A 24,839-nucleotide genomic window follows, 5' to 3' on the forward strand; every position below is an offset into this window, starting at 1 on the left:
AATGATTAAACTGTGATTTTTTTCTCAATGTGGGGAATTCTAAATATAGGGAAACGCATCAACCACATATGACTTTGATATGGGCAATTTATGAATTGCCGGAAATTGTGAGTAATCAGTAAATTAAGGTGGTTTAATGATGCAATGGCAACTGCTAAACTTGGTAGCAAGTTACACTCTAATTGTATTGAGCAGTATTTTGTGCTTTTCCGAAGCGAGTCTGGCTAATGTCCTAACCGATAATTCATTGAAAGTTGCCCAGGAAGTGGAGAAAAAAACCACAGCACAACAAGTTTATCAACAAGCAAAGCAACTATATGATCAGAAGACTGTAGCAGCTAGACAGCAAGCACTAAAAAAATTCGAGCAGGCTTTAGACTTATATCATAGTGCAGGCGATCGCTCTTCACTGGCGGCAGTTTTGACATACATTGGCAAAATCCACTCAGACTTCGGAGAAAAGCAAACAGCACAAGATTATTATCAAAAAGCCCTGTCTATCTATCAACAAATAGGAAATAAATCAGGGGAAGGAACAGCTTTAAACAACATCGGTAAAATTTACTCAGAGTTGGGAGAAAGACAAAAAGCCCTAGATTACTATCACCAAGCCCTCCCCCTCAGACGACTAGTCAAAGATACAAGAGGCGAGGCTATTACCTTGAATAATATCGGGGTGATTTACGGCTATTTAGGAGAACATCAAAAAGCTTTAGAATACTACAATCAATCCCTACCCCTGAAAATGCAAGTAGGTGATCAAGCCAGTGCAGCTAATACTATCAATAGTATTGGCAAAGTCTACTCAGATTTAGGTGATGAGCAAACAGCCCTCGATTATTATCAAAAGTCTATACCTTTATACCAGCAAGGCAACGATAAAAGCGGCGAAGCAACTGCTCTAAATAATATAGGTATTGTCTATTCTAATCGAGGAGACCAACAAGCAGCCCTCGATTATCATCAAAAATCATTAGCTCTATTTGCCATTGTAGGAGACAAATCAGGAAGTGCGATCGCTCTGAGTAATCTAGGCAGACTCCACCAAAAATTAGGACAACCCCAACAAGCCCGTGATTATTTCCAGCAGTCACTTAACTTATTCAGACAACTAGGTAGTAAACACAGAGAAGCCCATAATCTCTATTACATCGCCTCTCTAGAACAGGAGCAAGGCAACCTCAAAACAGCCCAAACTCAAATTGCAACAGCCATCAAAATTGTAGAAAAACTGCGTAGCCAAATAGTTTCTCAAGAACTCCGCACCTCTTATTTTGCTACAGTCCAAGACTATTATCAGCTACAAATTGACTTGCTGATGCAATTACACAAACAACAACCAAATCAAGGTTACGATGCTCAAGCATTGCAAGCCAGTGAAAACGCCCGCGCCCGCAGTCTTTTAGAATTACTCAATGAAGCTAACGCAGATATTCGTCAAGGAGTCAAGCCAGAGTTACTTTCTCAAGAACAGCAATTAAAGCAAAAACTTGATGTTTTAGAAGCCCAAAAAATCGAATTACTCAACCAAAACAACGCAGAAGCACAAGCATTAGGAGTCCAAATTACTGCACTTGTCGAACAATATCAACAAATTCAAGCCCAAATTCGCGCCACTAGCCCACGTTATGCTGCTTTGACTCAACCCCAACCCCTATCATTGCCACAAATTCAACAGCAAATTCTAGACGACAACACCTTATTACTACAATATTCTTTGGGAGAAAAACGGAGTTACCTTTGGGCTGTCACTAATAAAAATATATTTAGTTACGAATTACCAAAACGCCAAGACATTGAAACAGCCATCCAAAAATTTCGCCAAGACATTACTAACCCATACCGCACAAATAGCCCAGCAATCAATAACTTATCTCAAATCATCCTTGCTCCCGTAGCCCAGCATTTAGGACAAAAACGACTAGTGGTAGTTAGCGATGGTGCGTTGCAGTACGTCCCCTTTGCTGCTTTGATGTCACCCAATTCCCACCCCAGTCAATATGAACCATTATTACTCCAGCACGAAATCGTTACCCTACCTTCAGCATCTACATTAGCCATTTTGCGAAAAGAACAAACAGGACGTAAACCCGCACCCAAAGCTGTAGCTGTGTTAGCAGATCCGATTTTTAGAAATGATGATGAGCGTCTTGTAACTAAATCATCTCATCCGTCCACAAAAATGAATGACTTAGAGAGTTTAGCCTTAAATAAATCTGTCAGTGATTCATCTGTTAACTTTGAACGTCTTCGCTTTACACGCCAAGAAGCCGAGGCGATTTTAGCACTTGTACCTCATCAGAAAGTTAAATCAGCTTTGGATTTTAGTGCTAGTCGGGAAACCGCTACCAATCAAGAACTGAGTCAGTATCGCATCATCCATTTTGCCACTCATGGCATTCTTAACAGCAAAAACCCGGAATTATCTGGAATCGTGTTATCACTATTTGACCGTCAGGGAACACCACAAAACGGCTTTTTGCGCCTACATGACATTTTTAACCTCAACCTCAAAGCTGATCTAGTAGTTCTCAGTGCTTGTCAAACCGGATTAGGAAAAGAGATTAAAGGAGAAGGAGTAGTGGGTTTAACTAGGGGGTTTATGTATGCAGGTAGTCCGCGAGTTGTAGTCAGTTTATGGAGTGTAGAGGATCAAGCCACATCAGAACTGATACAGACATTCTATCAACAAATGCTACAAGCCAAACTCAAACCAGCCGCCGCCTTACGAAATGCACAGATAGCAATTTGGCGTAAGCAAAAGTATGCTGCTCCCTATTATTGGGCAGCTTTTACTTTACAGGGGGAGTGGAATTAAATCAACCCCAAAAAAAACCTGTGGTGCGAATACCGACACCACAGAAAACTTTTATGGCAATTCAATTTATCGTTTCTTTTCTAGTGCTTGCAATAGTTTGATCACATAAGATTCTAATTCTGCATTACGTTTTTGCGTAGATTCAATAATTGGTAAACTGTCTGGGAAATTAATTACAGAGTTACCTACTTGTAAACCTAGAGGTTTTAAATGTCCTCCTGGTGCAAGATATTGTAAATCAACTGGTGGTTTGTGAAAGGTGTTAAGAAACCAATTAACAGTTGATTTAGCAAGTTTATCTGCTTTAAATTGAATTAGTCCTAATAAATTAAATAGATTAGTTTCTTGAATCAGAGCAAAAGTTTCTTGAGGGTTGGGATTGACACCCAAGCCTAATTTATCAATGATTTTTGCTAGAGGTTTGGGAATTGCGCTGTCAGTACCACTATTTACAGGAGCTAACAAAATAGAGGTTTGACCTTTAATAAATAAGCTAGAAAAGATATTTTTTTCCTCTCCCACATAGTAACTACTTAAATTAGTCGCCTTTTCCGTTTCCTGGCGTAATTCATACATTAGTGTTTCAATATCTGAGAGGATGCGCTGAATTTTACGCTCGATTGCAGCTTTATCTGATGTATCGCTGCTTTTGACAACAATTTGACGAATAACTTTTTCTAGTTCTTTATGGTCTTCAGGTAAAGCGGTAAAACCTTCTAAAAGAGCAATATATTTACAGCCTATACTATGACCAATCCAAGAAAAATTTGTATCTTTCAGATAAATTTGGTAGTCATAGTTAGCCAATTGAGCCATTCTGACTAACTCAGGGATAATTTCGTATTGTTCTTTAATCAAAAATCCCGCTTCTACATAATGGTTAAACGTAAAATTAAATGGGAGGAGAATTATAGTGTAGCCATTTTTGAATAGAGATTCCAGCAAATAACGGTAGAAAAACATGGGGAAAAACGTTCCAAAGAAAGCCCCACCAATAAACTGAATTACCCCTTTAGGTTGTGGATGTAATGCAACCCAACTATGGGAAACAGGCTGAAATCTCATTTTTGCAGTCATAATTTTTTGTAGCGATATCTGAACAAGGGATGATACAGCACCCAGCTTGACAGTTCCGGAAATTTCCACCTGAAGAGAGAGGTTATCGTACTGTTAATTTACATATTAATGTTTACGTAGGGCATGGGGCATAGGGCATGGGGCATAGTGTAAAAATTCTACCTTGTCTACCTTGCCTACTTTGTCTACCTTGTCTATCCTGTCTACTACCGACTTACTTCCAAAGGTAAGAAAATAGTCATAACCTCACCGTACTCTGGACGTTGACGGACGATTAACTTACCACCGATCGCCTGAAATAAATGTTTGGTAGCAGCCAAATTCAAGCTAATCGTACCTGTTTCTGGTTGGAACATCAACAACTGTCCCAAGGCTTTGCGGATGGGGGGTGTGGTGGCTTGATGGGTTTCTGGGCAGAGGCTTTGGGGTGATAATTGTAACTTGAGTTGATCACCTGCGGGAATTACATGAACTTGAATATGACTCCCAGGAGGTAAACTGCGGGTAAAATTCTCCATTAAGCCGGTGAGTACCCGATCTAGCATGGCGGGATTACTTACCACTGTGGGTAATTGCTGGGGTAAGACTACATCTAAGGTTAAATTACGACGATGTGCGGCTTGTTGCCAACGGGGAATGCTTTGATGCAGCACTTGATCAAGAGACATGGGAGTTAAATGTGTAATTCCAGATTTCGCAGTTGCACTTGTTTCTAGTTCTGCGGCTTTAAATAATAACTCCATGCGATCAATTTGCTCGGTACACTCATGATCGATAATTTCTAAGCGATTGATGACAGTTGTGGGTAAGTCCCGCCGTTTCAATAACAGGCGTGTCATCGTCCGAATAGTGGTGAGTGGAGTACGGACTTCATGAGCAAAAGCTTGGAGTAATTCTACATCGGGATTGGTGTTTGGGGTGTTAGTGCTTGCGGATTGGGTATGGGAAATTGGACATTGGGGAAACTCTTCTCGGATTCCTTGTCCCCATTCCTTGGTTTCTTCTTCCGGTAATTCTTGCAGAAGGAATTGACTAAATTGAAAAGCAGTACGGTAATCAGGCGTTACTAGGGGATAGTTAGCGATTAATGAGTCTAATTCCGCAAAATAATCGGGATTAGTTAGCATCACTCGCGCACCCAAGGCGCGCCATGCTTGCTGCACTACTTCTGGTTCAAAGGCGAAAGCAAAGGATGAAGAACCGTTTTTGTGGGTAGCTAAAACTAGAACTAAGCTAAATTTCTCGGTAAATACTAAACAAAACTGTTCTGCTGCTAGGGGATCGGCGGGTAGTAGGGGGAGAACCGACTCACCAGGAGGGGTGGTTTCTGGACAAATTGCGATCGCTCCTGGCATATTAAATGGCATTAATGCCAAGGGATTAAATGGCTTGGCGGTAAAAGTTACCGTCTGTAATCTTTGGGTAAGGATTGGCTGACTAAATAACGGTGCGGGTGCAGCTAAAACCAGTCCCAGAGTTGCATCGGATACAGTTGTGGCTAAAGTTTCGATGAGCAAATGTTCTATCGCTGCTAGACTCATACGCCATTGCTGCCCTGCTTTGGTTGGTGAGCCTTTTGCTACAATAGATCCACTTTCGGCTAACACTTCACTCAGACTTGGCAAGATCCATTCGTACACAGACTTTCACCTCTTGGTTCAAGAGCGACTAGCAGCGTTGACGTTTCCAGTTTCACTACTATTTAGAGGTTATAGTTATTTAGACTCTAGTAACAGTCGTATAACCGAACAAGTTAGGCGCAATTTCCCCTATCATATGTCACTGTTATCAGTAGAACAGGGGAAAAGAGGGTTTTAGCTTAGTGTTAGGTTTTTTCACTGATTTACTTAGTATGGTTTCGAGATTTCAGAATTGGCCATGAGGCAATACGCTTCAGTTAGTGAAATTTAAACATGATAGATTCCCCTAAGTCCCTCCTTTTAAGTTATGGGTTATCCACATCTTTCTTTACAATCCTCAAAACCTCGTTATCTAGGCATTTTAGAGAATGAGAGTTTATTCCAACTTGACAAATTCGCGTTTATTATTCTCGCTAAAAATGCGTTTTGATTGAGAATGAAAAACGCAAGAATCATGTTTTAGAAACGTGAATTAATGCTCTCGGAAGGTGAAGAAAGATGTTTATAATGGGTAACTTTTCCCAGGAGGGTTAGGGGGAAATCAACAAGGTTACAGTTCAATAACTACAATATTTGTAGAATCAATCACAGCCTTATTAGAGAGAGTAGCAATTTGAACCTGACGGCTAGAGCCTGTACCATCAACATCAAAGAAAAGTGTGCCAGTAGATTGATTGTAAATAAAGCGGCTGCTTTCATTTTGAGCCACCGAACCCAAAACAAACTGAGTCTGTGCTAGAACACCAGCAACCAGTCCTCCACCAAAACCCACCGCATCAACACGAATCTTGTCATCAAGAACACTAAAGTCTGTAATAGTGTCAATGCCGTCGCTAAGTGGTGAAGAGAAACTAAAGATATCTTTTCCATTTCCACCAGTCAGGTTATCGTTACCAGCACCACCGACTAAAATATCATCCCCATCATTGCCAGTGAGTTTATCATTACCCCCAAAACCAAAAATTGTATCATTACCAGCACCACCAGAGACATTATCGCTACCAATGCCGCCAATAAAGGTATCATTACCGCCACCCAGGTCAACAACTGCATTTTGGTAACTGCCCAACAGTGTCACTACATCATCACCATCTTGAGGAGTATTGCTGACTGACTCATCTCCTTTGAGGTTAATAAAGAACTGACTGTTATTCATAGTGACAGTAATGGTGTCACTGCCATAACCGCCAGTAATCTTACCATCAGAACGGGGGGCAGTGCTGGAATTAGTATCATTATCCCAATTGGCAGCAAAGGTGATGTTAATGGTATCGTTGCCTGTACCACCATGCGCTCCCAGAATGCCGTCTGGGTCGATAATTTCATCATTACCATTGCCGCCAAATATCCGGTCAAATCTTCCAGTACCACCATCGATGATGTCATTCTCAGCTAGACCTTCTATGTAATCATTGCCACCAAAGCCATTGATGATATCGGCGTTGGGAGTGCCAGACAGGGAATTATCGTTATCATCGCCGTTGATGATGTTAGAGCCATTGACTGTTAAAGCCAAAATATCTGTGACTGTAGCTCCTTGGCTATCACTGGCTGTGATTTTGATATTGAAAATTCCAGTATCATTAATGGTGGGTGTACCGCTAAAGGTACGGGTGTTGGGGTTAAATTGTAGCCAACTAGGTAATGCGGCATCATTGTCGAGGGTAGCACTATAGGTGAGGATATCCCCAGCATCAACATCAGCAAAAGTATCTACTGGTATGACAAAATTAAAGGATTGATTGGCTGTGACAGTTTGGTCAGCAATTGCCTGGGCTAAAGTGGGTACATCGTTCACGCCGTTGATGGTGACGACAATATCTTGGCTGGCTGTGCCGTCAACAGATTTGACTGTGAAGGTTTCGGTTTTGGTTACACCTGCACCCAGAGATTGCACCGCACTGTTAGCAATGGTGTAATTCCAAGTGCCAGTCTCGGTGATGCTGAGGCTGCCTAAGTTATTTATGCCTGTGACAGTGGTGTTAAATTTGTTTTCACCAGTATCGACATCATTAACAACTAATGAGCCTGTAGCTGTGAGGTTGGGTGTAGTGGCATCTTCCGTGACTGCTGCTGTGGCTGTACCTGTGATGGTGGCTGCATCATTTACCCCGGTAATGGTGACGACGATATCTTGGGCAGTACCGTCAAAAGATTGTACGGTGAAGGTTTCAGTTTTGGTTACGCCTGCACCCAGAAATTGCACCGCACTGTTGTCAACAAAGTAATTCCAACGTCCACTCTCGGAGATAATGAAACTACCGAGATTGCCACTTGCTGAAGTGAAAGTAGTTTTAAATCTGTTTTCACCAGTATCGACATCATCAACAGTTAAAAAGCCATTGGTGCCTATCAGGTTAATTGCGCTGCCATCTTCGGTGACTGCACCTGTGGTTGTACCTGTGATGGTGGCGGTATCATTTACCCCGGTAATTGTGATGATGACGGTGGCACTGTCTGTACGATTGTTACGATTGCTGATGGTGTATTTAAAGGATACGGTGGCATTGACTCCTTGAGCTAAGTAATCGTAGCCATCGGTTAGAGTAGCAGTGCCATTGGTGGGGTCAAAGCTAAACGTGCCATCAGCGTTTACCGTGAGTTTACCATTGCCCAAGTTAATTTTAGTCCCGACATTAGCCGCACTGCCGTTGACTGCTGTTACCGTCAAGGGGTTGCCGTCGATGTCGCTGTCGGGGGTGGTAGGGTTGGCAGTCAGTACATTGCCGTTGAGTACGTTGTTTTCATTCGTGCTGACGGCATCGTTGACTGCTGTGAGGGTATAATCAAACTCAAAAAACACCGTATTGCCGTTACGATTGCCCACAAAGGCATCGAAGTCGCCATCACCATCTATATCGACCAACGTCGGTGCAGCATAAGCTCCTATAAAAGAAGTTTTTAGACTGATAAGGCCAAAGGGGTTGGTGATGGGGGCGGCAAAGACGGGATTGGTTTTAGTTCCCGTGTTGCGGAAGAACACCGTATCACCTTGCTCATTGCCCAGAAAAGCATCAAAGTCGCCATCGCCATCGATATCGGCAAATGTGGGGCTGCTCCAACTCCCCACATTGGTGAGGCCGAAGGGGTTGGTGGTGGGGGAAGCAAAGACTGGATTGGTTTGAGTTCCTGTGTTGCGGAAGAACACCGTGTTGCCGTTATTAATGCCCACAAAAGCATCGAGATCACCATCCCCATCAATATCAACAAATGTCGGTGCGGCATCATTCCCTGGATTAGTCAGACCAAAGGGATTGGTGGCGGGGGAGGCAAAGACAGGATTGGTTTTAGTTCCCGTGTTACGGAAGAACAACGTATTGCCGGAGTTATTGCTCACAAAAGCATCAAAATCGCCATCGCCATCGATATCGGCAAGTGCGGGAGAGGCATAAGCATTTCCCGCATTAGTCAAACCGAAGGGGTTGGTGATGGGAGCGGCAAACTGGGGAGCTTTGGCAGAGCCTGTGTTGCGGTAGAACAGCGTATTGCTGTCCCCATTGCCTACAAAAGCATCGAGGTCGCCATCGTCATCAATATCGGCAAATGTGGGAGAGGCAGAAACCCCCACATCAATGAAGCCAAAGGGATTGGTGATGGGGGCGAGGAATCTAAAGCTAGGAACAGGATCGGGCTGGTTTGTAAAGAAAAGCGTATTGCCTTCAAGATTGCCCACAAAAGCATCGAGGTCATTATCGCCATCAATATCGGCAAACGTCGGTGCGGCAAGCAATCCCACATTAGCCAAACCGAAGGGGTTGGTGATGGGAGCGGCAAACTGGGGAGCTGCGGCAGTGCCTGTATTGCGGTAAAACAGCGTATTGCCGTCAAGATTGCCCACAAAGGCATCGAGATCGCCATCCCTATCAACATCGGCAAACGTTGGTGCGGCATTGTATCCCACATTAGTCAAACCGAAGGGGTTAGTGATGGGGGCTGCAAACTGGGGAGCTTTGGCAGTGCCTGTGTTGCGGTAGAACAACATATTGCCGTCACGATTGCCCACAAAGGCATCGAGGTCGCCATCCCCATCTATATCGGCAAATGTGGGTTTGGCATAGTTTCCTACATCGGTGAGACCGAAGGGGTTGGTGCTTGTGAGTACAAACTGGGGAGCGGCGGCAGTGCCTGTGTTGCGGTAGAACAGCGTATTGCCGTCACGATTGCCCACAAAGGCATCAAGGTCGCCATCCCCATCTATATCGGCAAATGTGGGTGCAGCATATAATCCCACATCGGTGAGACCAAAGGGGTTGGTGCCAGAAAATACAAACTGGGGAGCGATCGCAGTGCCTGTGTTGCGGTAGAACAACGTATCGCCATTATTACTGCCCACAAAGACATCAAGGTCGCCATCACCATCAATATCGGCCAATGTGGGTACGGCAGAGAATCCCACATCGTTAAGGCTGAAGGGGTTGGTGATAATTGTCAGAAATTTAGGATCGCTCATGGTTTCTCTGTGGTGTTAAGAATGAATGTCACTAAAAAAACGTGAAACGCTTGGTGTGAATGGGTGTAAGAGTTGAGGAATTAGGAGAAGAACGGTATTGATGATTTTGGTGAATTGGTATGACGTGTAGGTGTGGCGGTGATCTGCCCACTGGATTAATCTTGCTCATTTATCCCCCACTAAGTTGGCGAGATTTTGATGTGCTACTTTTAAATCTGGTTTGAGTTGAATTGCCCGTTGATAGGCTGCGATCGCCTCCTCCTTTTTTCCCTGCATCTGCCAGATGGCTCCCAGGTTGCAGTGAGCCTGCGCCACATTGGGGTTGAGGCTCAGGAGTTGTTGATAAGCGGCGATCGCTTGTTCTATCTGCCCCAACCCCTGCAAGGCATTACCCAACTGGTTGTAGGCAGCAATGTAATCTGGTTGCAGGCGAATTGCTTCAATAAAACTAGCCACTGCCTCTTGCAAGTTGCCCTGCTGCGCCCACTGTTTCCCCTGCTCAAAATAGGCACGGGCGGATGTATTGAGGAATTTATGCGATCGCTTTGTACTATCTGCCCCAGAAGTGGGCGTTTGCCAAGCCAATTTAGCTAACAGGGGTTCAAGGGCAATTCCCGTTAATGTTGTCGGCTGGTAAACTACACTGATTTGATGACAGCCTTCTTTTACCAAAGCTTTCTCTAAATACTGCAACAGCTTAGTAGCAATGCCCTGCTGCCGATATTCTGGGGCGACAAACAGCGAGATTAATTCCGCCGTTGCTTCTGGTAACATTTCCGCAATGGCAAACGCCACCATATCCCCCGCCACCGATGCCGAAATCCCCACCAATTCCCCCCGTTGGGGTTGGGTTTGCCACCGTTGCTGCAAACTGGGGAAGGTGAAAGCATCGTAATCAGCTAAACTGCTGGGGGTGAGGTGATAAACGCGTTGGTATTTTGGGGCATCAGGGATGGGGGATGGGGCATTGGAAGATTCTTCAGTGTTTGAAGCTTCCCAGATTTGCCTGGGTAATCCGGCGATGGGGGCTATGCTGCCGACACTGGGGCGTTTTGCTGTGGGTTTGGTGGTAACAATGCCACCAGAACCGGGAAAAGTTACTAGGCGTTCGATTGACTCTGACTGGAAGCCCAAAGCCTGGGGTTGACGGACACCCGGTAGCACTACTACATCAAATAGTTCTTCCACTACCCCATCTAGTTGCAGCCAATGTACCGTTTCCCCAGTGTTGATATCAATTACCATCAGCCCACACTGGGAAGTCTTGCCTAGATTAGTCAGTCTCTCTTCTAGGGGTAGTCCGCTAAAAGTAGGCGATCGCAATTTCGACAAGCCCACGAAGGCGAAGTTTTCCCAAAGTGCCAGCCCTCGCACAAACCCCGGACAGAAGGTAATCGGCACTAATTTTCCATCATCCACATAGCCAAAATCCCCCGTCCCTGCATTCAATAGCCACAGCTTGTCTTGATACCAGCGCGGCGAGTGCGGCATAGATAAACCCGTGGTGATGATGTCGTTAGATTGCACATCAATCACTACACCCCCGCCTACTCGATGATTACGCCATCCGGCGGCGGTGTCAGTAGTGCTACAGGCGGTGACGTATCTTGGTTTCCCATCGCGCAACCCCAACCCATTGAGGTGACATCGGTCTTCGGCGGCTAATTTGGAAATAAAGCTTGGTTGCCACAGGGGAACAAAACTATAGTCGTGGCTGATGGTGGCGAGACAACTAAAATCTGTATTGACAAAGACGATATTTTCTGAGTCATCCAGCACAACATCATGAACATTCAAATCACCAGTGGTGTATGCAGTGCGAGGGATGTAAAGGCAGTCACTTTGCTGATATATTTCTTCTGGTGAAAGTAAATTTTCAAACCGCCAAATTTGATAACGTGTGCTGATATATATGCTGTTGTTGACTGCATACATACCCATCGGTTTATCAAACAATCGCTCGTGAGCGGCTATCCTCCCTTGGTGATTGCAACCGATAAAAAATAGCCGATTAGTTTGATAAGTAGTGAACGCGAGGCTAATACCCTGAGTTTGCAGCCAGTTGGCTAACTGTGGTGAACAGTTAATTTCTAGTTTGGGTAAGTTTGGTGAAGAGATACTGTCAATTTGGGGTAGAATATTCTCCATAGAATGTTTAATAAAGACTAATTTTTGCCAAGACAAAATTTCTCCATCATCCATGAATAGTCACAGGATGGAGGCAGAACTCATTTATTTAATAAGGTCTGATTTGAATTGAAAGCACTGTTTATACCACAAGGGTTTCTTGATGCTTCCTAAACAAAAAACTTGTGGCAGCACCTATGAAATCACCAGGGGTTTAATACTTAATTCAAAGTAAACGTTAGTGTTGTCCTTTACGAAGCCATTAAATAATATGATGAAAAACTCAGTATTTAGGACGACTTTATAAAAAATTCAATAAAGTAGCCCGTGAAATTGCGGTAATTCTTTAATTTATTACTGATTGCTAAGTCATAAATAGGCAAAATTTCTAGCGGCGATCGCCAGACATGATATAAGTTTGAAGCGGTTCGATTTTCTACAAATGCTCAATCAAAATCAAGCACCTTTACTCGCAGCTTTGAAAAACTGTGCGGCGCGTCCTCATGCAGCTTTTTATACGCCTGGACATAAGCGGGGACGGGGAATTAGTCAAGCTTTGATTGATTTGTTGGGTAAGGATGTGTTTAGTGTTGATTTGACGGAGTTGGCTGATTTAGATAATTTATCTGCACCACAGGGAGTAATTCAACAGGCGCAACAGCTAGCGGCGGCGGCTTTTGGGGCTGCACAAACTTGGTTTTTAGTCAATGGTTCGACTTGTGGCATTGAAGCGGCTATTTTAGCTACTTGTGGTGCTGGGGATAAGATAATTTTGCCGCGTAATGTGCATTCATCAGCGATCGCTGGTTTAATTTTATCTGGTGCCATGCCAATATTTATTCATCCTGAATATGACTCAGTTTTAGATATTGCCCACAGTATCACGCCGGAGAGTCTACAAGCTACATTACAGCAACATCCAGACGCTAAGGCTGTGTTGACAGTTTACCCCACATATTACGGGGTTTGTGGAGATTTACAAGCGATCGCCCAAATTACTCATCAATACCATATTCCCTTACTGGTAGATGAAGCCCACGGAGCGCACTTTGCTTTTCATCCTGATTTACCTACCCCAGCTTTAGCCTGCAATGCAGATTTAACTGTGCAGTCAATTCACAAGGTACTCGGCGCAATGACGCAGGCATCTATGCTGCACGTCCAAGGTGAGAGAATTGATATTGACCGTGTGAGTAAGGCTTTGCAACTTTTACAGTCCACTAGTCCTAGTTATATATTATTAGCTTCCCTCGATGCGGCGCGTCAACAAATGGCGGTAGATGGTAAATATCTGATGTCTCGGACTTTGCAACTGGCGCGTGATGCGAGAAATAGCATTACTCAAATTCCAGGGTTGTCAGTTTTGCAACCACCCACAGGAGATTTATCACCGGGGTTTGTCGATTTAGATGCAACACGACTGACTGTCAATGTATCTGGGTTGGGTTTGACTGGGTTTGAGGTGGAAGAAATCTTAGACGCGCAAGGGGTAACGGCGGAGTTTGCTACCCTGCAAAATATTACTTTTATTATTAGTTTGGGGAACACAGGCGAGGATATTCAACAGTTAGTACGAGGTTTTCGGAGTTTAGAGAAAATCAACCCATCACCCAAGCTGATAGATAGAACTTTTGCAAACCTAACCCCCAACCCCTTCCCTACTAGGGAAGGGGAGCAAGAATTAAAGGCGATTTCTCCCCGTGAGGCTTTTTTTGCTGCTAGTGAAATCGTACCTGTGTGGGAAGCGTGCGATCGCATTTGTGCTGAAACTATCTGTCCCTACCCGCCAGGAATTCCGGCGTTAATTCCTGGGGAAGTCATTACACCAACTATCTTGGAATATTTACAGCACATTCAACAACAAGGCGGATTGATCACTGGTTGTCATGATTCTAGTTTGCAGACTTTGAAAGTAATTAGCTAGAATATGAGTCTAATTCACGCAGAGGCGCAGAGACGCAGAGAGTAAGAGTCCAGGAGAGGAGTTTTAAATCTAAAATTACCCTACAATCTCTCTTTTGGTGGTGGTACAATCCCACTTTTATTTAAACCTTGATCAATGTTTTTTAACAGTTGAAAGTCTTCCTCTGGTAAAGGATAGCTACTACTACTAAATACACCTGCACTCACAGCAGGTTGTCTTTCTAAAAAAGAAAAAGCTTGGCGAAATTGTCGCGGTTCGGCTTTAATTGGTGCGTCAAAATGACAGGGAATAATCCATTCAAAATTCCAACTAGCAACTTTATTTGCCCAGTTAATAGTTTCTTGGGGTGCGCGGTTGAGAATTAATGTCTGTAAGATAGGTGCGACAAATAAACGTCCATCACCGCGCACTGCATCAAAAGAACGCAGCCAATCGTATCGCCATTTAAAGGGATATAATCCAAAATAAGCTTTAAATGACCGTTCTGGGGCTTTGAAGGCATCACGCAAGACTTCAGCCCAACGAGGAACTTCTAAGGCACTAGGGCTAAAATACAGGGCAAATAGGGTGATGCGCTGCCATCCTTTGCGACGGTTGGCGGGAGTATCGGCGACGATATCGGCGGCTTGGTCTTTGGCGTGAAATAGTAAGGCGTAGGGGTCTAACTGAACGATCGCAGGCGGATTTTCTGGTATAGAAATAATCGTATCTGTGACTAGTAGAGTGTGCGATCGCTTGTGTAAAAATGCCACCTCTGCAAATTTACCAGGGCCAAGGTCGATGGTATCTAATATTGCATAATCGAACTCATCAGCAAAAGGAGTTTGACTACTATCGGCTGGTAGTACGTGAGTGCGTTGAGGAGGTAAACCCAGCCAACTCAGGGGCAAATTAAGCGGAAAACTCCATTGATTTGGTGCCACAAACACCTGTGCTTGGGGAAATTGTCTAGCAAAAGGCCCGACAAATACTTTATGTTCTAAACCAGAAATCGTAGGCAGAATAATATATTTTACATCCCCATGTTCTGCCACTAATTCCTTGACTAGCCTAATACATTCACGAGTCGGGGCGACTGGCGCGTAAACCAACAGCCCACCCTCATTTAATTTCACCACCGTCATCCGAATAGGGACAATCACATAAAAAACGCCCTGCATCTGGTCAAAAGTCCAGATTGTATCTTTAATCACTTCTTGCCGCAGCGTTCGCCGCCTGCTGTATGGATAAAGCGGTAAAGTAAACCAAAAAGGCCAAGTAAAATCTTTCGGACTCATTTTATCTGGGGATGGGGCATTGGGCATTGGGCATTGGGCATTGGGCATTGGGCATTGGGCATTGGGCATTGGGCATTGGGAATGGGAGACAAGGTAGACAAGGTAGAGAAAATGGCTAATGACTATTGACTATTGACTAATGACTATTGACTAATGACTAACTCAGCAATTTTACCTGGAATTAACTGTTCAACATTACTTAAAACTATGGTTGCGCCTGCTTTGATTAGTGTCTGGGTATAAGCTTCTGCACGTTCTGTGGTTTCTTGGACATGGGGTGGTAAAGTACCTACACCAATCCAGGTGCGGTGAGGTTGCAGTTCTTTGGCTTTGCCGACGGTGTACATATCTGCTACGGTATCACCTACGTATATAATGCTGGATGTCTCTTCTGAGTTATTTTCTATTTGTTTGAGAGTCGCAAATAATCCTGTGGGATCTGGTTTACCCGGTGCATCTTCCATTGCAATCAAAACTGGAGACTGTAAACCGAGACGTTTTTCTAAAACATAGGTAGCAGAACCACGAGTAGCACCACTGAAAAAACCCCAAGCAATATCCGCTTGTGTTAGTTGTTCTAAATAGCTAGGTTTTAATAATAACGGTTCATCACAGATGTATCCCGTCCAATTTTCGGGGTCTGTTCCCCGATAACGAGATTGAAAAAATGTAACTATTGTGTCGTAGTTGAGTTGTAATTGTTCGCGTGGTGTTCCTTGGCTTGCAAAGTAACGATAAATCAATTCCTGGGATGCTTCCCAATCGTTATTCCAAATCCCTTCTGATTTGAGTTGGTCAATTTCTAAAGATGTGGGACGATAAGCTTTGTGAGTAAAATGCTCTACCGTGTCTGCTAATGCCCGACGATAGGAACTGCCAACGTCACGGATAACACCATCAATATCAAATACAACGATCGCTTTTTTTGAAGATTCTTTCATCATAATTCTAGGAATGGGGCATTGGGCATTGGGCATTGGGCATTGGGCATTGGGCATTAGGAATGGGAATATGTTTTGACTGATGTTGATGGATTAATTCCTGTTGCCTATGGATTTGAGATAGGCGTTTAGTTTGGGTAGCAATTTGTCTAGGATGGGTTTAAAGTTGGTGACATCTTCGTCTTGCAGTAAATTTCTGACGTAGGCTAACCTTAACCAACTAATTGTTTCATATAAAGAACCTCTGGCAATCTTGATAAAATGCCTGTTTTCACGGTCATTGTATCTACCTCTACCCTCCGCAATGTTTGCACAGATACTATCAGCAGAACGCACTATTTGCTTACCGACTGTATCTTTAGCGAAATTATCCCATTTCTTGACGATATTCCAAATTACATTAGCCAATTTCTCAGCCAACTTATATATTTCCAAATCCTCAAAATCCGGTCTATTCACGATTATTTTTATCCACAAATCGTCCCTACTAATCTCTAAAATGCCCAATTCCCCATGCCCTATTCCCAATGCCCCATGCCCCATGCCCCATTCCCCATGCCCAATGCCCCATTCCCTAATTGATTTGGTTAACTGGTGAATATTGAGTTAAAATAAGCGATCGCAAACTTAGTAAGTCATAGCCGGATATTCCCCGGAGGTATAATTGTCCAAGTTCATTTTGAAAATCCTTTGGCTAGATGAGAACGTTGCCCTGGCAGTCGATCAAGTTGTTGGCAAAGGTACAAGTCCTTTGACTAAGTATTTTTTCTGGCCTAGAAATGATGCCTGGGAAGAGTTGAAAAAGGAACTCGAATCCAAACACTGGATTTCTGACTTAGACCGAGTAGAATTACTCAACAAAGCAACAGAAGTGATTAACTACTGGCAAGAGGAAGGCAGAAACCGTCCGATGGCAGAAGCACAGTTAAAATTCCCTGAAGTTGCCTTCACTGGTAGTGCTTGATTTGGGCATGGGGAATTGGGAATTGGGCATGGGGCATGGGGCATTGGGTATTTAGTATTTTCTACTCATTACTCATTACTCATTACTCATTACTCAGCACTCATTACTCAGCACTCACCTGCCATAGTCTAATTGTTTTGTCCCGGCTGCCACTAGCTATTAGTTGTGCAACTTGGCTGACGGCAACCGTGGATACTGAGTCTACATGACCTACTAGAGTAGTTATCTCTTGTGTTGTGTTGACTTGCCAAAGTTTGATGGTTTTGTCCCAACTGGCACTAATGAGTGTTGTGCTATCAGTGGTGAAAGCTAAGGCGACTACTGCCCAAGAATGACCCAATAATGTGTCAATTAGCTGACCAGTGTTGACATCCCAAAATTTAATGGTGTTATCATCGCTGCCTGTAGCCAGAATTTTACCATCTGGGCTGAAGGCGATCGCTAAAACCGCCCGTGTATGACCTGAGATTGTTTCTAACAAGTCATAGCATTGGCGGTTTTTTAATTGCCATAGGCGAATTGTTCTGTCAAAGCTAGCACTAGCTAAAAGTCTGCCGTCAGGACTAAAGGCTAATGCACTCACTTGTAATTGATGTCCTATGAGGTGACAGATTTCTTTCCCTGTGTTCACATCCCAAAGCTTGATTTGCTTGTCCCAACTTCCACTCGCTAAAATTTGCCCGTCGGGACTAAAAGCAACTGATTTGACGCTGTTTGTATGTCCTGTGAGGGTGTAAATTACTTGTGATGTATGTAAGTGCCATAATTTAATACTGTGGTCATCGCTAGCGGTGGCTAAAAATTCCCCGTTGGGACTAAAAACCAACGATGTCACGGCTTGAGAATGTCCTGATAGGGTGTTGACGAGTTTTTTTGTCTCTAAGTCCCATAATTTAATTGTTTTGCCTTCGCCACCACTAGCTAAAATTTTCCCGTCAGGACTTATAGCAAGGGTGTTAATACAACTACTACCTGTGAAAGTATAAATACATTGCCACGGTGGAGAGGACTTTTGACTGTGAAGAGAATATTTAGCTGTGTTATTAATTCCCATTGCCAACATGACCGCATCGGCTGAGTGATAGCGTTGGTTAATGGGTTTAGAGATGAGTTTATCAAGGATTTTGCCGAGGCGATCGCTAATTTTTATAGTTAGATATTGTCGCCACACCCAGCAATCATTAACAATATCAACTAAATCAAAGGGTGGAATTTGAGTCAAAAGATAAATACAAGTCACACCCAAGCTATAAAGGTCACTAGCAAATACTGGTTTACCTTGAATTTGTTCTGGTGCAGCATATTCAGGATTACCAGTCATGTTGTAATTGGTGTTAATTTCTGAGACGATTTGAGTATTCGCAAAATCGACTAAGGTAAAATTTCCTGAGTTAGTGCGGATGATATTTTGGGGTTTGATGTCACAGTGAATCAGATGGCGATCGCTCATCAACTGCAAAACTGGTAATATCTGTTGTAAAAGCTGCCAAATTTGTCTTTCATTAAAACTACCTTCATCTGCCAATACTTGCACTAAATTCGACCCTTGAATAAATTCCTGTACTAAATAAAAGTAACCATCCTCCTGAAAATGCGTCAGTAAATTTGGAATTAGTGAATATTCTCCTATGTCTTGAATTAACTGTGCCTTTGCTGCAAAAGATTGGTATGTGTACTGATCACCATTTAATTTCTGCACTATACAAAGAATTTGGGGTGATTTGCCTTCATCTACAGCCACATAAGTTTGGCAAAATCCCCCTTGACTAATGAAATTAATTAAACGATAGCGGTTTTGTAAAATATTCAACACCACCAAACACTTCTATTTACTACCAACTTAATACTATTTGTTGAACTTCTGCCAAATCTAAATAATCATAAACAAAAGCCTTCCGTAAAAGTGGATACGGAATAAATTCGTCATATTTTTGCATTTGTGGTGCTTCCGCATCACTCACTAAAGCTTCTGGGATGATTCTCTGCTCACACAAACCCATAATTTCTTGACGGACATCTTGAAATTTATTCTTACTTAACTTCATCGTCAAATAATAAGGATTAACACCACCAATACTGCTAATTTCCAAAGACTCACGACAGAAATTATTAATTAATCTGACTAGAGTCCGATAAGCTACTGTTCCCATCCAAGGAAAAATACAGCACTTACCATTATCTAACCTGACAATATTTTGCTGTTCTAATCCAGCTTGCCTCACTAGCTGACGCACTGTCTGTAAACGTTGGCGAGCATTATTTTGCAAATAACTATACTCTACATCTTCTAATAATACTTGCCGCATTCTTTGCAAAACTTTAGTGTGAATCGTCCCACCACCACCACGCCAATAACTAGTAGCTTTCCCCTCTACCTGCTTCACTATAATATTTCTTTTCTTAAAATCTATTTCCAATACTTCCCAAGTTCTCCCAGCTAAACCAAACTGACTACCAACAGGAGGCGGCATCACAATACTACCAATAGCGGTACTACCTTGCTTCACACTATATTCTTGGTTATCAGCAAAGACAGCATAAAATTGAAACTTACCCACTATTTTTTCTGCCGCTAAACCCAAAATTAATTTACCTTGCTCAGTGCGTTGGATGTGACCAATATCAATCAAATACAGCAACAATAATTTATAATCTTCCTGAGATATTGCCTGAAATGGTGGTAAATTTAACACCTGTTTAGCTAATGCAGCCGGAGAAATTTCCTCTGTGGCTACTAAAACGCTCATTGTCTGGTGATATAACAAACTCAAAGGATATTGAATTGGCTTAATTGGTTCAATCCAACGTTCTTCTAAATAAAGTTGAATAATAGCAATACATTGTAAAAGTTGCCAAGGAATTTGTTCTGGTAAAGCAGTATCTTTTGATAGTTCCTCTTCAGCACAAACAAAGCGCATATCAGCCGCTTCTCCTCTCCTACCTGCGCGTCCTAGACGTTGTAAGAAACTAGCTACAGAAAGCGGTGATTCTAGCTGAATAACTCTTTCTAAATGACCGATATCTATTCCTAATTCTAGAGTCAGAGTTGCCGCAGTTACAGCCGGTTGATGAGGTTCGCGCATGGCATTTTCTGCTACTTGTCGCAAACTAGCCGAAATACTACCATGATGTACATGATAGATATCTGGTAATGCTTGATTCGCCGCAATTTCTCGCAATGAAGCAATAATTGATTCTGTTTGAGTGCGATTATTAGCAAAAATTAGACATTTACGAGATTGAGTTAAATTGAAAATATATTGCTCATAGTCTGATTTATCTGATTCCTCATTATTAATATAAAAATGTTCCAAAGCTAATTTAATTTGGCGTTTACCTGCTTCAACTTGCGGTGTAATTACTTGTTTATCAGTCCCAGAACGCAACCATTCCTCAGCCATTGAATAATCACCAAGCGTAGCTGATAAACCAATGCGGCGCGGTTGTGTTTGAGTAAAATTTCCTAAACGCTGTAATTGACAGATAATTTGACAACCGCGTTCAGTCCCCATAAACGCATGAATTTCATCAATAACCACAAACCTCAAATCACCAAATAAGCGTGGTAAATCTTTATATTTATTTACTAATAAACTTTCTAAAGATTCCGGCGTAATTTGTAAAATTCCTTGCGGATTTTGTATTAACTTATTCTTGCGACTTTGCGCCACATCCCCATGCCAATGATAAACCGGAATATCGGCTGATTGTAGTAAATCATTGAGTCTTTCAAATTGGTCATTAATTAAAGCTTTAATAGGGCCGATATATAATGCACCTATGGTATTACTGGGATGATTATGTAAAACAGTTAAGACAGGTAAAAAAGCCGCTTCTGTTTTCCCTGCGGCTGTAGCGGCGGCAATTAGTAAGTGAGCATCCGTGTCAAATATTACTTGACAAGCTGCTGTTTGCACTGGTCGTAATTCCGCCCAGTTGTGATGATAGATATATTCTTGAATAAAGGGTGCAAGTCGATTAAAAGCATCACTCATGTCTGTTCAGCAAAAGTATTTCCAGTGACATGATATGCTAATGTCTTAAGGTGTAATTTTTGACGTACTTAATAAAAAAACAAGATATTGGTTAAGACTAACATTTTCTTTCTCTGCTGCTTCCGCTAAACGTCGATGCAGAGATTTAGGCATCCGCAAAAGTAGTTTACCACTATAGTTATCATCAGTGCTAGGTAGAGGAATTTCGTCTCCAGTTTCGTAAGCTGTTTCAATCCACAATTCCCTAGCTTCATTAATATTAGTAATTGTTTCTTCTAAAGTTTCGCCTTGGGTAAGACATCCTGGTAAATCTTTAACTTGAGCTACATATCCTCCCTCTGCATCAGGGTAAAGTGTTACAGGATATTGAAGATTTAAATAATGTTCTAAAGATAATTTCTCAATCTGCTTGTTCTGTACCTTCAGTGTTTTCATCGCTCCACTCTTCTAGATTTAATAACTCAATAATTTGCTGAATATAGACTCCTTTTACTTTTTGTCCACTTTTTTTAGGTATGGTCAAAATTCTCCCTTGAGAGTCTCGAAAACTATGATGACTACCTTTAGACCGTTTTTCCTCAAAACCAAAAGCTTCTAAAAGGTAACGGACTTCTTCAAACCTTACCTCTGGCGGACGTTTAAGAAACTGCTCAACCAATTTTTTTAACTTGCTCATTGGAGCATAGTATCATATATGATATCACAGTTTTTATAGCAATGATGGGAATAAAAATAGTAACGCACCAACTAAAGCTTTTGGTAGTTAACGACACTACAAATTTAAGTTTCACTTAATTTATATAACTTTGCGTTCCTCTGCGTTTACCTCTGCGCCACTTTGCGTTTAAAAATCAAAAGAGACTACAAACTAAACTCTGCGGCGTTATCTTCATTAACACCTGAGTCCTTACCCACAGCAGTAGGGTGAAATTGAGAACCATGAATTAATTCGCTAAATCTGATCTTGGGATTGTGATGTAGGATATTCAACACACTAATAAAATCTCGAATGATTTCCCCTGGTGTGAGTAATGCTTCTGCACCTAAGCGGTTAACAATTTCTTGAGTAAATTCCTTTAACTCACGACTATTCAAAGTTTTTTCATAATTAAAATGAGTTGAGTGCATCTCTGTTAACCGTTGCAATAACGTGAGAATTTCGGCTTCACTCAAAGGATTTAATCGGATAACTGGCCCCAAAAATTCCTGCACATCTACTTGAGTAGCAAAACGACTTTCTTTAGTGCGTCTGCGCCAAGCTTGGTCTGCGAATAATCCTCGGTTGGGGTCTTCTAAAAATTTGGTTGTTCCCCCAATAAAAATACCTAAATTTTCAGCTTTACACTGCATAGTGTCATTAAACATCCCTAGCAGTCGGTTATAGTTCTTCTCACGAGTTACTGTAGTGGAAATTTGATAGATATTTACCGCTTCATCAATTAAAATTAACAGCCCTTTATAACCAATCTCAGCGACAAATTTCGCTAAAAGTTTGACGTAATCAAACCAGCTATCATCATCAATAATGACACGTACTCCCAAAGCAGCTTTTGCTTCAATTTTGGTGTTAAATTCTCCTCTTAACCAACGCAGTGAAGCATTTTTTAGGTCATCATTATCTAAGCGATAACCACGCCAATAAGAAATAATGACTGTACCAAAATCAAAACCGTGGACTAAATCTTCTATATACTGAACAACTTCCCGAATTTTGGCTTCTACTTGGTCGTCAAAACCTTCGTCATGGGGATGTAAGTTAGTTTCTTTTGCTACTTCTTGTTGGATTTTATTAATCCATCCTTCTAATATTGAAACTAATGCTCCCCCATCAGGACGAGTTTTTGTAGAGAGATGGCTCATTAATTCTCGATAGGTAGCCAAGCCTTCATTGTTGCTTCCTGCTAGGCGACGTTCTGTAGATAAATCAGCATCAGCAACTACAAAACCTTGCTCAATAGCACGGTTACGGATCATTTGTAGCATGAAGCTTTTACCAGAACCGTAGTTACCAATTATAAATCGGAATGCGGCGACACCTTCAGCAATATCATCAAGGTTTTGTAATAGGCTTTTAAGTTCTTTTTCTCGACCAACTGCTATGTGTTCAACTCCGATTCTGGGAACTACTCCCGCACCGAGAGAATTAATTAATGCAGTTGAAGTTTTTTTCGAGAGTTTGAGCTTTGCCATGTATTTTACTTTATTTGGATGTCAACGCCTATGATAACGATATTTTACAACGTGTGATTGAACAAGGCAAAAGTTAAAAGTTAAAAGGCAAAATGCAGAAAAATAAAAATAAATTGTGGTATGTATTAATTCTAGGGGAGGTTTTGTAATTTTTTACTTTTTAATTGGATGAGGCGTGTCTAGCCATGAGGTTTTCATACAGGTCGATCATTTGGGTGACATGATGGATATATTCTGGATAAATTTCTAGTTTATCTCCTGTGGTATCAATAATTAATTCACCGATGACATCAGTAGCTAGTTCATTTATAGCGTCAATTAATATATTGGGCATGGTAATATTAGATTCGGCAATTTTTTTAATATTCGGGTAGGGGTCTTCTTGTTCGACTATAGCTTTTAATACTTGGAATTCATGCCCTGGTAATTGATTAAAAAATCTGTCCCATATTTCGGGTAAGTTATCTGATGTTTCTCCTGTTTCTAATAAGTCTGCAAAGGGAAATATTTCAATATTCTCCTCTTGTGAATTTTCAGAGATGGGTTCTTGGTTAAATGTTTCTATTTGCTGGAGTAGTTCCCAAACTTGATTTTGTAGTAAGTCTCGTTCTTGTTGCAGTAGGGAGATTTCATTTTTTAATTGCTGTAATTGCTCTTGTTGTTGAAACTTTTGAGATTGTAAGGAATTGATGGTGGCTGTGACATCATTTTTCTCAATTGTTGTGGCTTGGAGTAACTGATTTTGCTGATTTTTTTCTGACTCTAATTTTTGGATTTCTAAGCGCAATTCATAAAGCTTTTCTTCTAACTGCGGTTTGATTCTACCGAGTAGTGTAATATTGCTGTCTATTTCTTGTTTTTCTTGTCTGAGTTCTTGAATGTGGGTTTGCAACTGATTAATTTCTGCATGGAAGGCGTTGTAATTAGATTCGAGGCGACGTTTTTCTGAGACGAGTGCTGATATTGAATGCTGTAAATCTGACTGATTTTTTTCTAAATTTTGAATCTCGATTTTTAAGTTGGTGACTTCTGCTTCTATTTGCTTTCTTTGGGAAGCAAAGTTACCTAATTCTCGGTGTAAACTATCTCTTTGGTTACGACATTCGAGAATGTGATTTTGTAGTTGCTTGGTTTCGTTGTAAAGTAAATTACGATGGGCTTCTATTTGCTCAATTTCCTTGACTACGCGAAATTTAAGTCCCTCGGTTTCTTTGATGCGTTTGCGAAAGGAAGCTAAAACTAACATTTCATGGGTTCTGCGCCGCTTATCTACAAATAAGGCTGCGGCATAGGTAGCGACTACGGTAATTGCGCCTGTGAGGAAAGCTTGGTTAAAATCCCATTTGGGGACTAGACTCAGACCAAAGCTGACACTAAAGGCAACGATACCTAATATAAATCGATTGCTGAACATGGATGACTGCATGGCTGGGTTG

The 24,839-nt window shown here is 42.0% G+C and carries 17 protein-coding genes; 3 read left to right on the forward strand and 14 right to left on the reverse strand.

Translation table 11 applies throughout. The features are described 5' to 3' along the window. Window positions 1-136 precede the first annotated feature (136 nt). On the forward strand, window positions 137-2,818 hold the full coding sequence (locus ACQFX9_RS28345) for a CHAT domain-containing tetratricopeptide repeat protein (protein WP_427159847.1): 2,682 nt from the start codon (window positions 137-139) through the stop codon (window positions 2,816-2,818). Between the two features lie 66 nt (window positions 2,819-2,884). Here ACQFX9_RS28345 and ACQFX9_RS28350 read toward each other — a convergent pair whose 3' ends face one another. The 5 genes from ACQFX9_RS28350 to ACQFX9_RS28370 form a co-directional block, all read right to left on the reverse strand. Then, the gene (locus tag ACQFX9_RS28350) at window positions 2,885-3,895 is read right to left on the reverse strand and encodes a DUF1350 family protein (protein WP_427159848.1); all 1,011 of its coding nucleotides are present in this window, start codon (window positions 3,893-3,895) and stop codon (window positions 2,885-2,887) included. Window positions 3,896-4,101: 206 nt separating this feature from the next. Beyond that, complete coding sequence (locus ACQFX9_RS28355; RefSeq protein WP_427159849.1) at window positions 4,102-5,535, reverse strand: sensor histidine kinase; 1,434 nt, start codon at window positions 5,533-5,535, stop codon at window positions 4,102-4,104. Between the two features lie 550 nt (window positions 5,536-6,085). Beyond that, the gene (locus ACQFX9_RS28360) at window positions 6,086-9,985 is read right to left on the reverse strand and encodes a VCBS domain-containing protein (protein ID WP_427159850.1); all 3,900 of its coding nucleotides are present in this window, start codon (window positions 9,983-9,985) and stop codon (window positions 6,086-6,088) included. A 31-nt stretch (window positions 9,986-10,016) separates the two neighbouring features. Continuing rightward, the gene (locus ACQFX9_RS28365) at window positions 10,017-10,154 is read right to left on the reverse strand and encodes a hypothetical protein (RefSeq protein WP_427159851.1); all 138 of its coding nucleotides are present in this window, start codon (window positions 10,152-10,154) and stop codon (window positions 10,017-10,019) included. Then, window positions 10,151-12,187, reverse strand: a complete 2,037-nt coding sequence (locus ACQFX9_RS28370; RefSeq protein ID WP_427159852.1) for a TIGR03032 family protein — start codon at window positions 12,185-12,187, stop codon at window positions 10,151-10,153. The genes ACQFX9_RS28365 and ACQFX9_RS28370 overlap by 4 nt, the downstream gene beginning before the upstream one ends. A 367-nt stretch (window positions 12,188-12,554) precedes the next feature. Here ACQFX9_RS28370 and ACQFX9_RS28375 point away from each other — a divergent pair, with 367 nt between their 5' ends. Then, window positions 12,555-14,036 (forward strand): aminotransferase class I/II-fold pyridoxal phosphate-dependent enzyme, encoded by a 1,482-nt coding sequence (locus ACQFX9_RS28375; RefSeq protein ID WP_427159853.1) that lies wholly within the window; start codon window positions 12,555-12,557, stop codon window positions 14,034-14,036. 80 nt (window positions 14,037-14,116) lie between these two features. On the opposite strand, the gene ACQFX9_RS28380 is transcribed toward ACQFX9_RS28375, so the two are convergent. The 3 genes from ACQFX9_RS28380 to ACQFX9_RS28390 form a co-directional block, all read right to left on the reverse strand. Then, window positions 14,117-15,340, reverse strand: coding sequence for a DUF4336 domain-containing protein (locus ACQFX9_RS28380; protein ID WP_427163024.1), 1,224 nt, complete (start codon window positions 15,338-15,340; stop codon window positions 14,117-14,119). A 116-nt stretch (window positions 15,341-15,456) separates the two neighbouring features. Continuing rightward, window positions 15,457-16,290: a TIGR01548 family HAD-type hydrolase gene (locus ACQFX9_RS28385; protein WP_427159854.1), complete on the reverse strand. Its 834-nt coding sequence runs from the start codon at window positions 16,288-16,290 to the stop codon at window positions 15,457-15,459. Window positions 16,291-16,347: 57 nt separating this feature from the next. Next, window positions 16,348-16,713: a four helix bundle protein gene (locus tag ACQFX9_RS28390; RefSeq protein ID WP_427159855.1), complete on the reverse strand. Its 366-nt coding sequence runs from the start codon at window positions 16,711-16,713 to the stop codon at window positions 16,348-16,350. Window positions 16,714-16,918: 205 nt separating this feature from the next. Here ACQFX9_RS28390 and ACQFX9_RS28395 point away from each other — a divergent pair, with 205 nt between their 5' ends. Continuing rightward, window positions 16,919-17,218: a 30S ribosomal protein PSRP-3 gene (locus tag ACQFX9_RS28395; protein ID WP_427159856.1), complete on the forward strand. Its 300-nt coding sequence runs from the start codon at window positions 16,919-16,921 to the stop codon at window positions 17,216-17,218. A gap of 103 nt (window positions 17,219-17,321) precedes the next feature. On the opposite strand, the gene ACQFX9_RS28400 is transcribed toward ACQFX9_RS28395, so the two are convergent. From ACQFX9_RS28400 to ACQFX9_RS28425, 6 genes are all read right to left on the reverse strand, one after another. Beyond that, window positions 17,322-19,034, reverse strand: coding sequence for a protein kinase domain-containing protein (locus ACQFX9_RS28400; protein WP_427159857.1), 1,713 nt, complete (start codon window positions 19,032-19,034; stop codon window positions 17,322-17,324). Between the two features lie 16 nt (window positions 19,035-19,050). Next, the gene (locus tag ACQFX9_RS28405; protein WP_427159858.1) at window positions 19,051-21,213 is read right to left on the reverse strand and encodes a DEAD/DEAH box helicase; all 2,163 of its coding nucleotides are present in this window, start codon (window positions 21,211-21,213) and stop codon (window positions 19,051-19,053) included. Window positions 21,214-21,258: 45 nt separating this feature from the next. Beyond that, window positions 21,259-21,648, reverse strand: coding sequence for a type II toxin-antitoxin system HicB family antitoxin (locus ACQFX9_RS28410; protein ID WP_427159859.1), 390 nt, complete (start codon window positions 21,646-21,648; stop codon window positions 21,259-21,261). Next, a complete protein-coding gene (locus ACQFX9_RS28415) occupies window positions 21,614-21,889 on the reverse strand; it encodes a type II toxin-antitoxin system HicA family toxin (protein ID WP_103138928.1) in 276 nt (91 codons plus the stop codon). Before ACQFX9_RS28415 ends, ACQFX9_RS28410 begins: the two co-directional genes overlap by 35 nt. 185 nt (window positions 21,890-22,074) lie before the next feature. Continuing rightward, on the reverse strand, window positions 22,075-23,403 hold the full coding sequence (locus ACQFX9_RS28420) for an ATP-binding protein (protein WP_427159860.1): 1,329 nt from the start codon (window positions 23,401-23,403) through the stop codon (window positions 22,075-22,077). A 160-nt stretch (window positions 23,404-23,563) separates the two neighbouring features. After that, complete coding sequence (locus tag ACQFX9_RS28425) at window positions 23,564-24,829, reverse strand: tellurite resistance TerB C-terminal domain-containing protein (RefSeq protein WP_427159861.1); 1,266 nt, start codon at window positions 24,827-24,829, stop codon at window positions 23,564-23,566. Window positions 24,830-24,839 lie beyond the last annotated feature (10 nt).

This window comes from Aliinostoc sp. HNIBRCY26 (assembly GCF_050235535.1).
Taxonomy (GTDB): Bacteria; Cyanobacteriota; Cyanobacteriia; order Cyanobacteriales; family Nostocaceae; genus Trichormus.

Coding starts and splice junctions, on each gene's coding strand:
- ACQFX9_RS28345 (WP_427159847.1), top strand. CDS start 137: ATGATGCAATGGCAACTGCTAAACTTGGTAGCAAGTTACACTCTAATT.
- ACQFX9_RS28350 (WP_427159848.1), bottom strand. CDS start 3,895: ATGACTGCAAAAATGAGATTTCAGCCTGTTTCCCATAGTTGGGTTGCA.
- ACQFX9_RS28360 (WP_427159850.1), bottom strand. CDS start 9,985: ATGAGCGATCCTAAATTTCTGACAATTATCACCAACCCCTTCAGCCTT.
- ACQFX9_RS28365 (WP_427159851.1), bottom strand. CDS start 10,154: ATGAGCAAGATTAATCCAGTGGGCAGATCACCGCCACACCTACACGTC.
- ACQFX9_RS28370 (WP_427159852.1), bottom strand. CDS start 12,187: ATGGATGATGGAGAAATTTTGTCTTGGCAAAAATTAGTCTTTATTAAA.
- ACQFX9_RS28375 (WP_427159853.1), top strand. CDS start 12,555: ATGCTCAATCAAAATCAAGCACCTTTACTCGCAGCTTTGAAAAACTGT.
- ACQFX9_RS28380 (WP_427163024.1), bottom strand. CDS start 15,340: ATGCCCAATGCCCCATCCCCAGATAAAATGAGTCCGAAAGATTTTACT.
- ACQFX9_RS28385 (WP_427159854.1), bottom strand. CDS start 16,290: ATGCCCAATGCCCAATGCCCCATTCCTAGAATTATGATGAAAGAATCT.
- ACQFX9_RS28405 (WP_427159858.1), bottom strand. CDS start 21,213: ATGAGTGATGCTTTTAATCGACTTGCACCCTTTATTCAAGAATATATC.
- ACQFX9_RS28410 (WP_427159859.1), bottom strand. CDS start 21,648: ATGAAAACACTGAAGGTACAGAACAAGCAGATTGAGAAATTATCTTTA.
- ACQFX9_RS28415 (WP_103138928.1), bottom strand. CDS start 21,889: ATGAGCAAGTTAAAAAAATTGGTTGAGCAGTTTCTTAAACGTCCGCCA.
- ACQFX9_RS28420 (WP_427159860.1), bottom strand. CDS start 23,403: ATGGCAAAGCTCAAACTCTCGAAAAAAACTTCAACTGCATTAATTAAT.
- ACQFX9_RS28425 (WP_427159861.1), bottom strand. CDS start 24,829: ATGCAGTCATCCATGTTCAGCAATCGATTTATATTAGGTATCGTTGCC.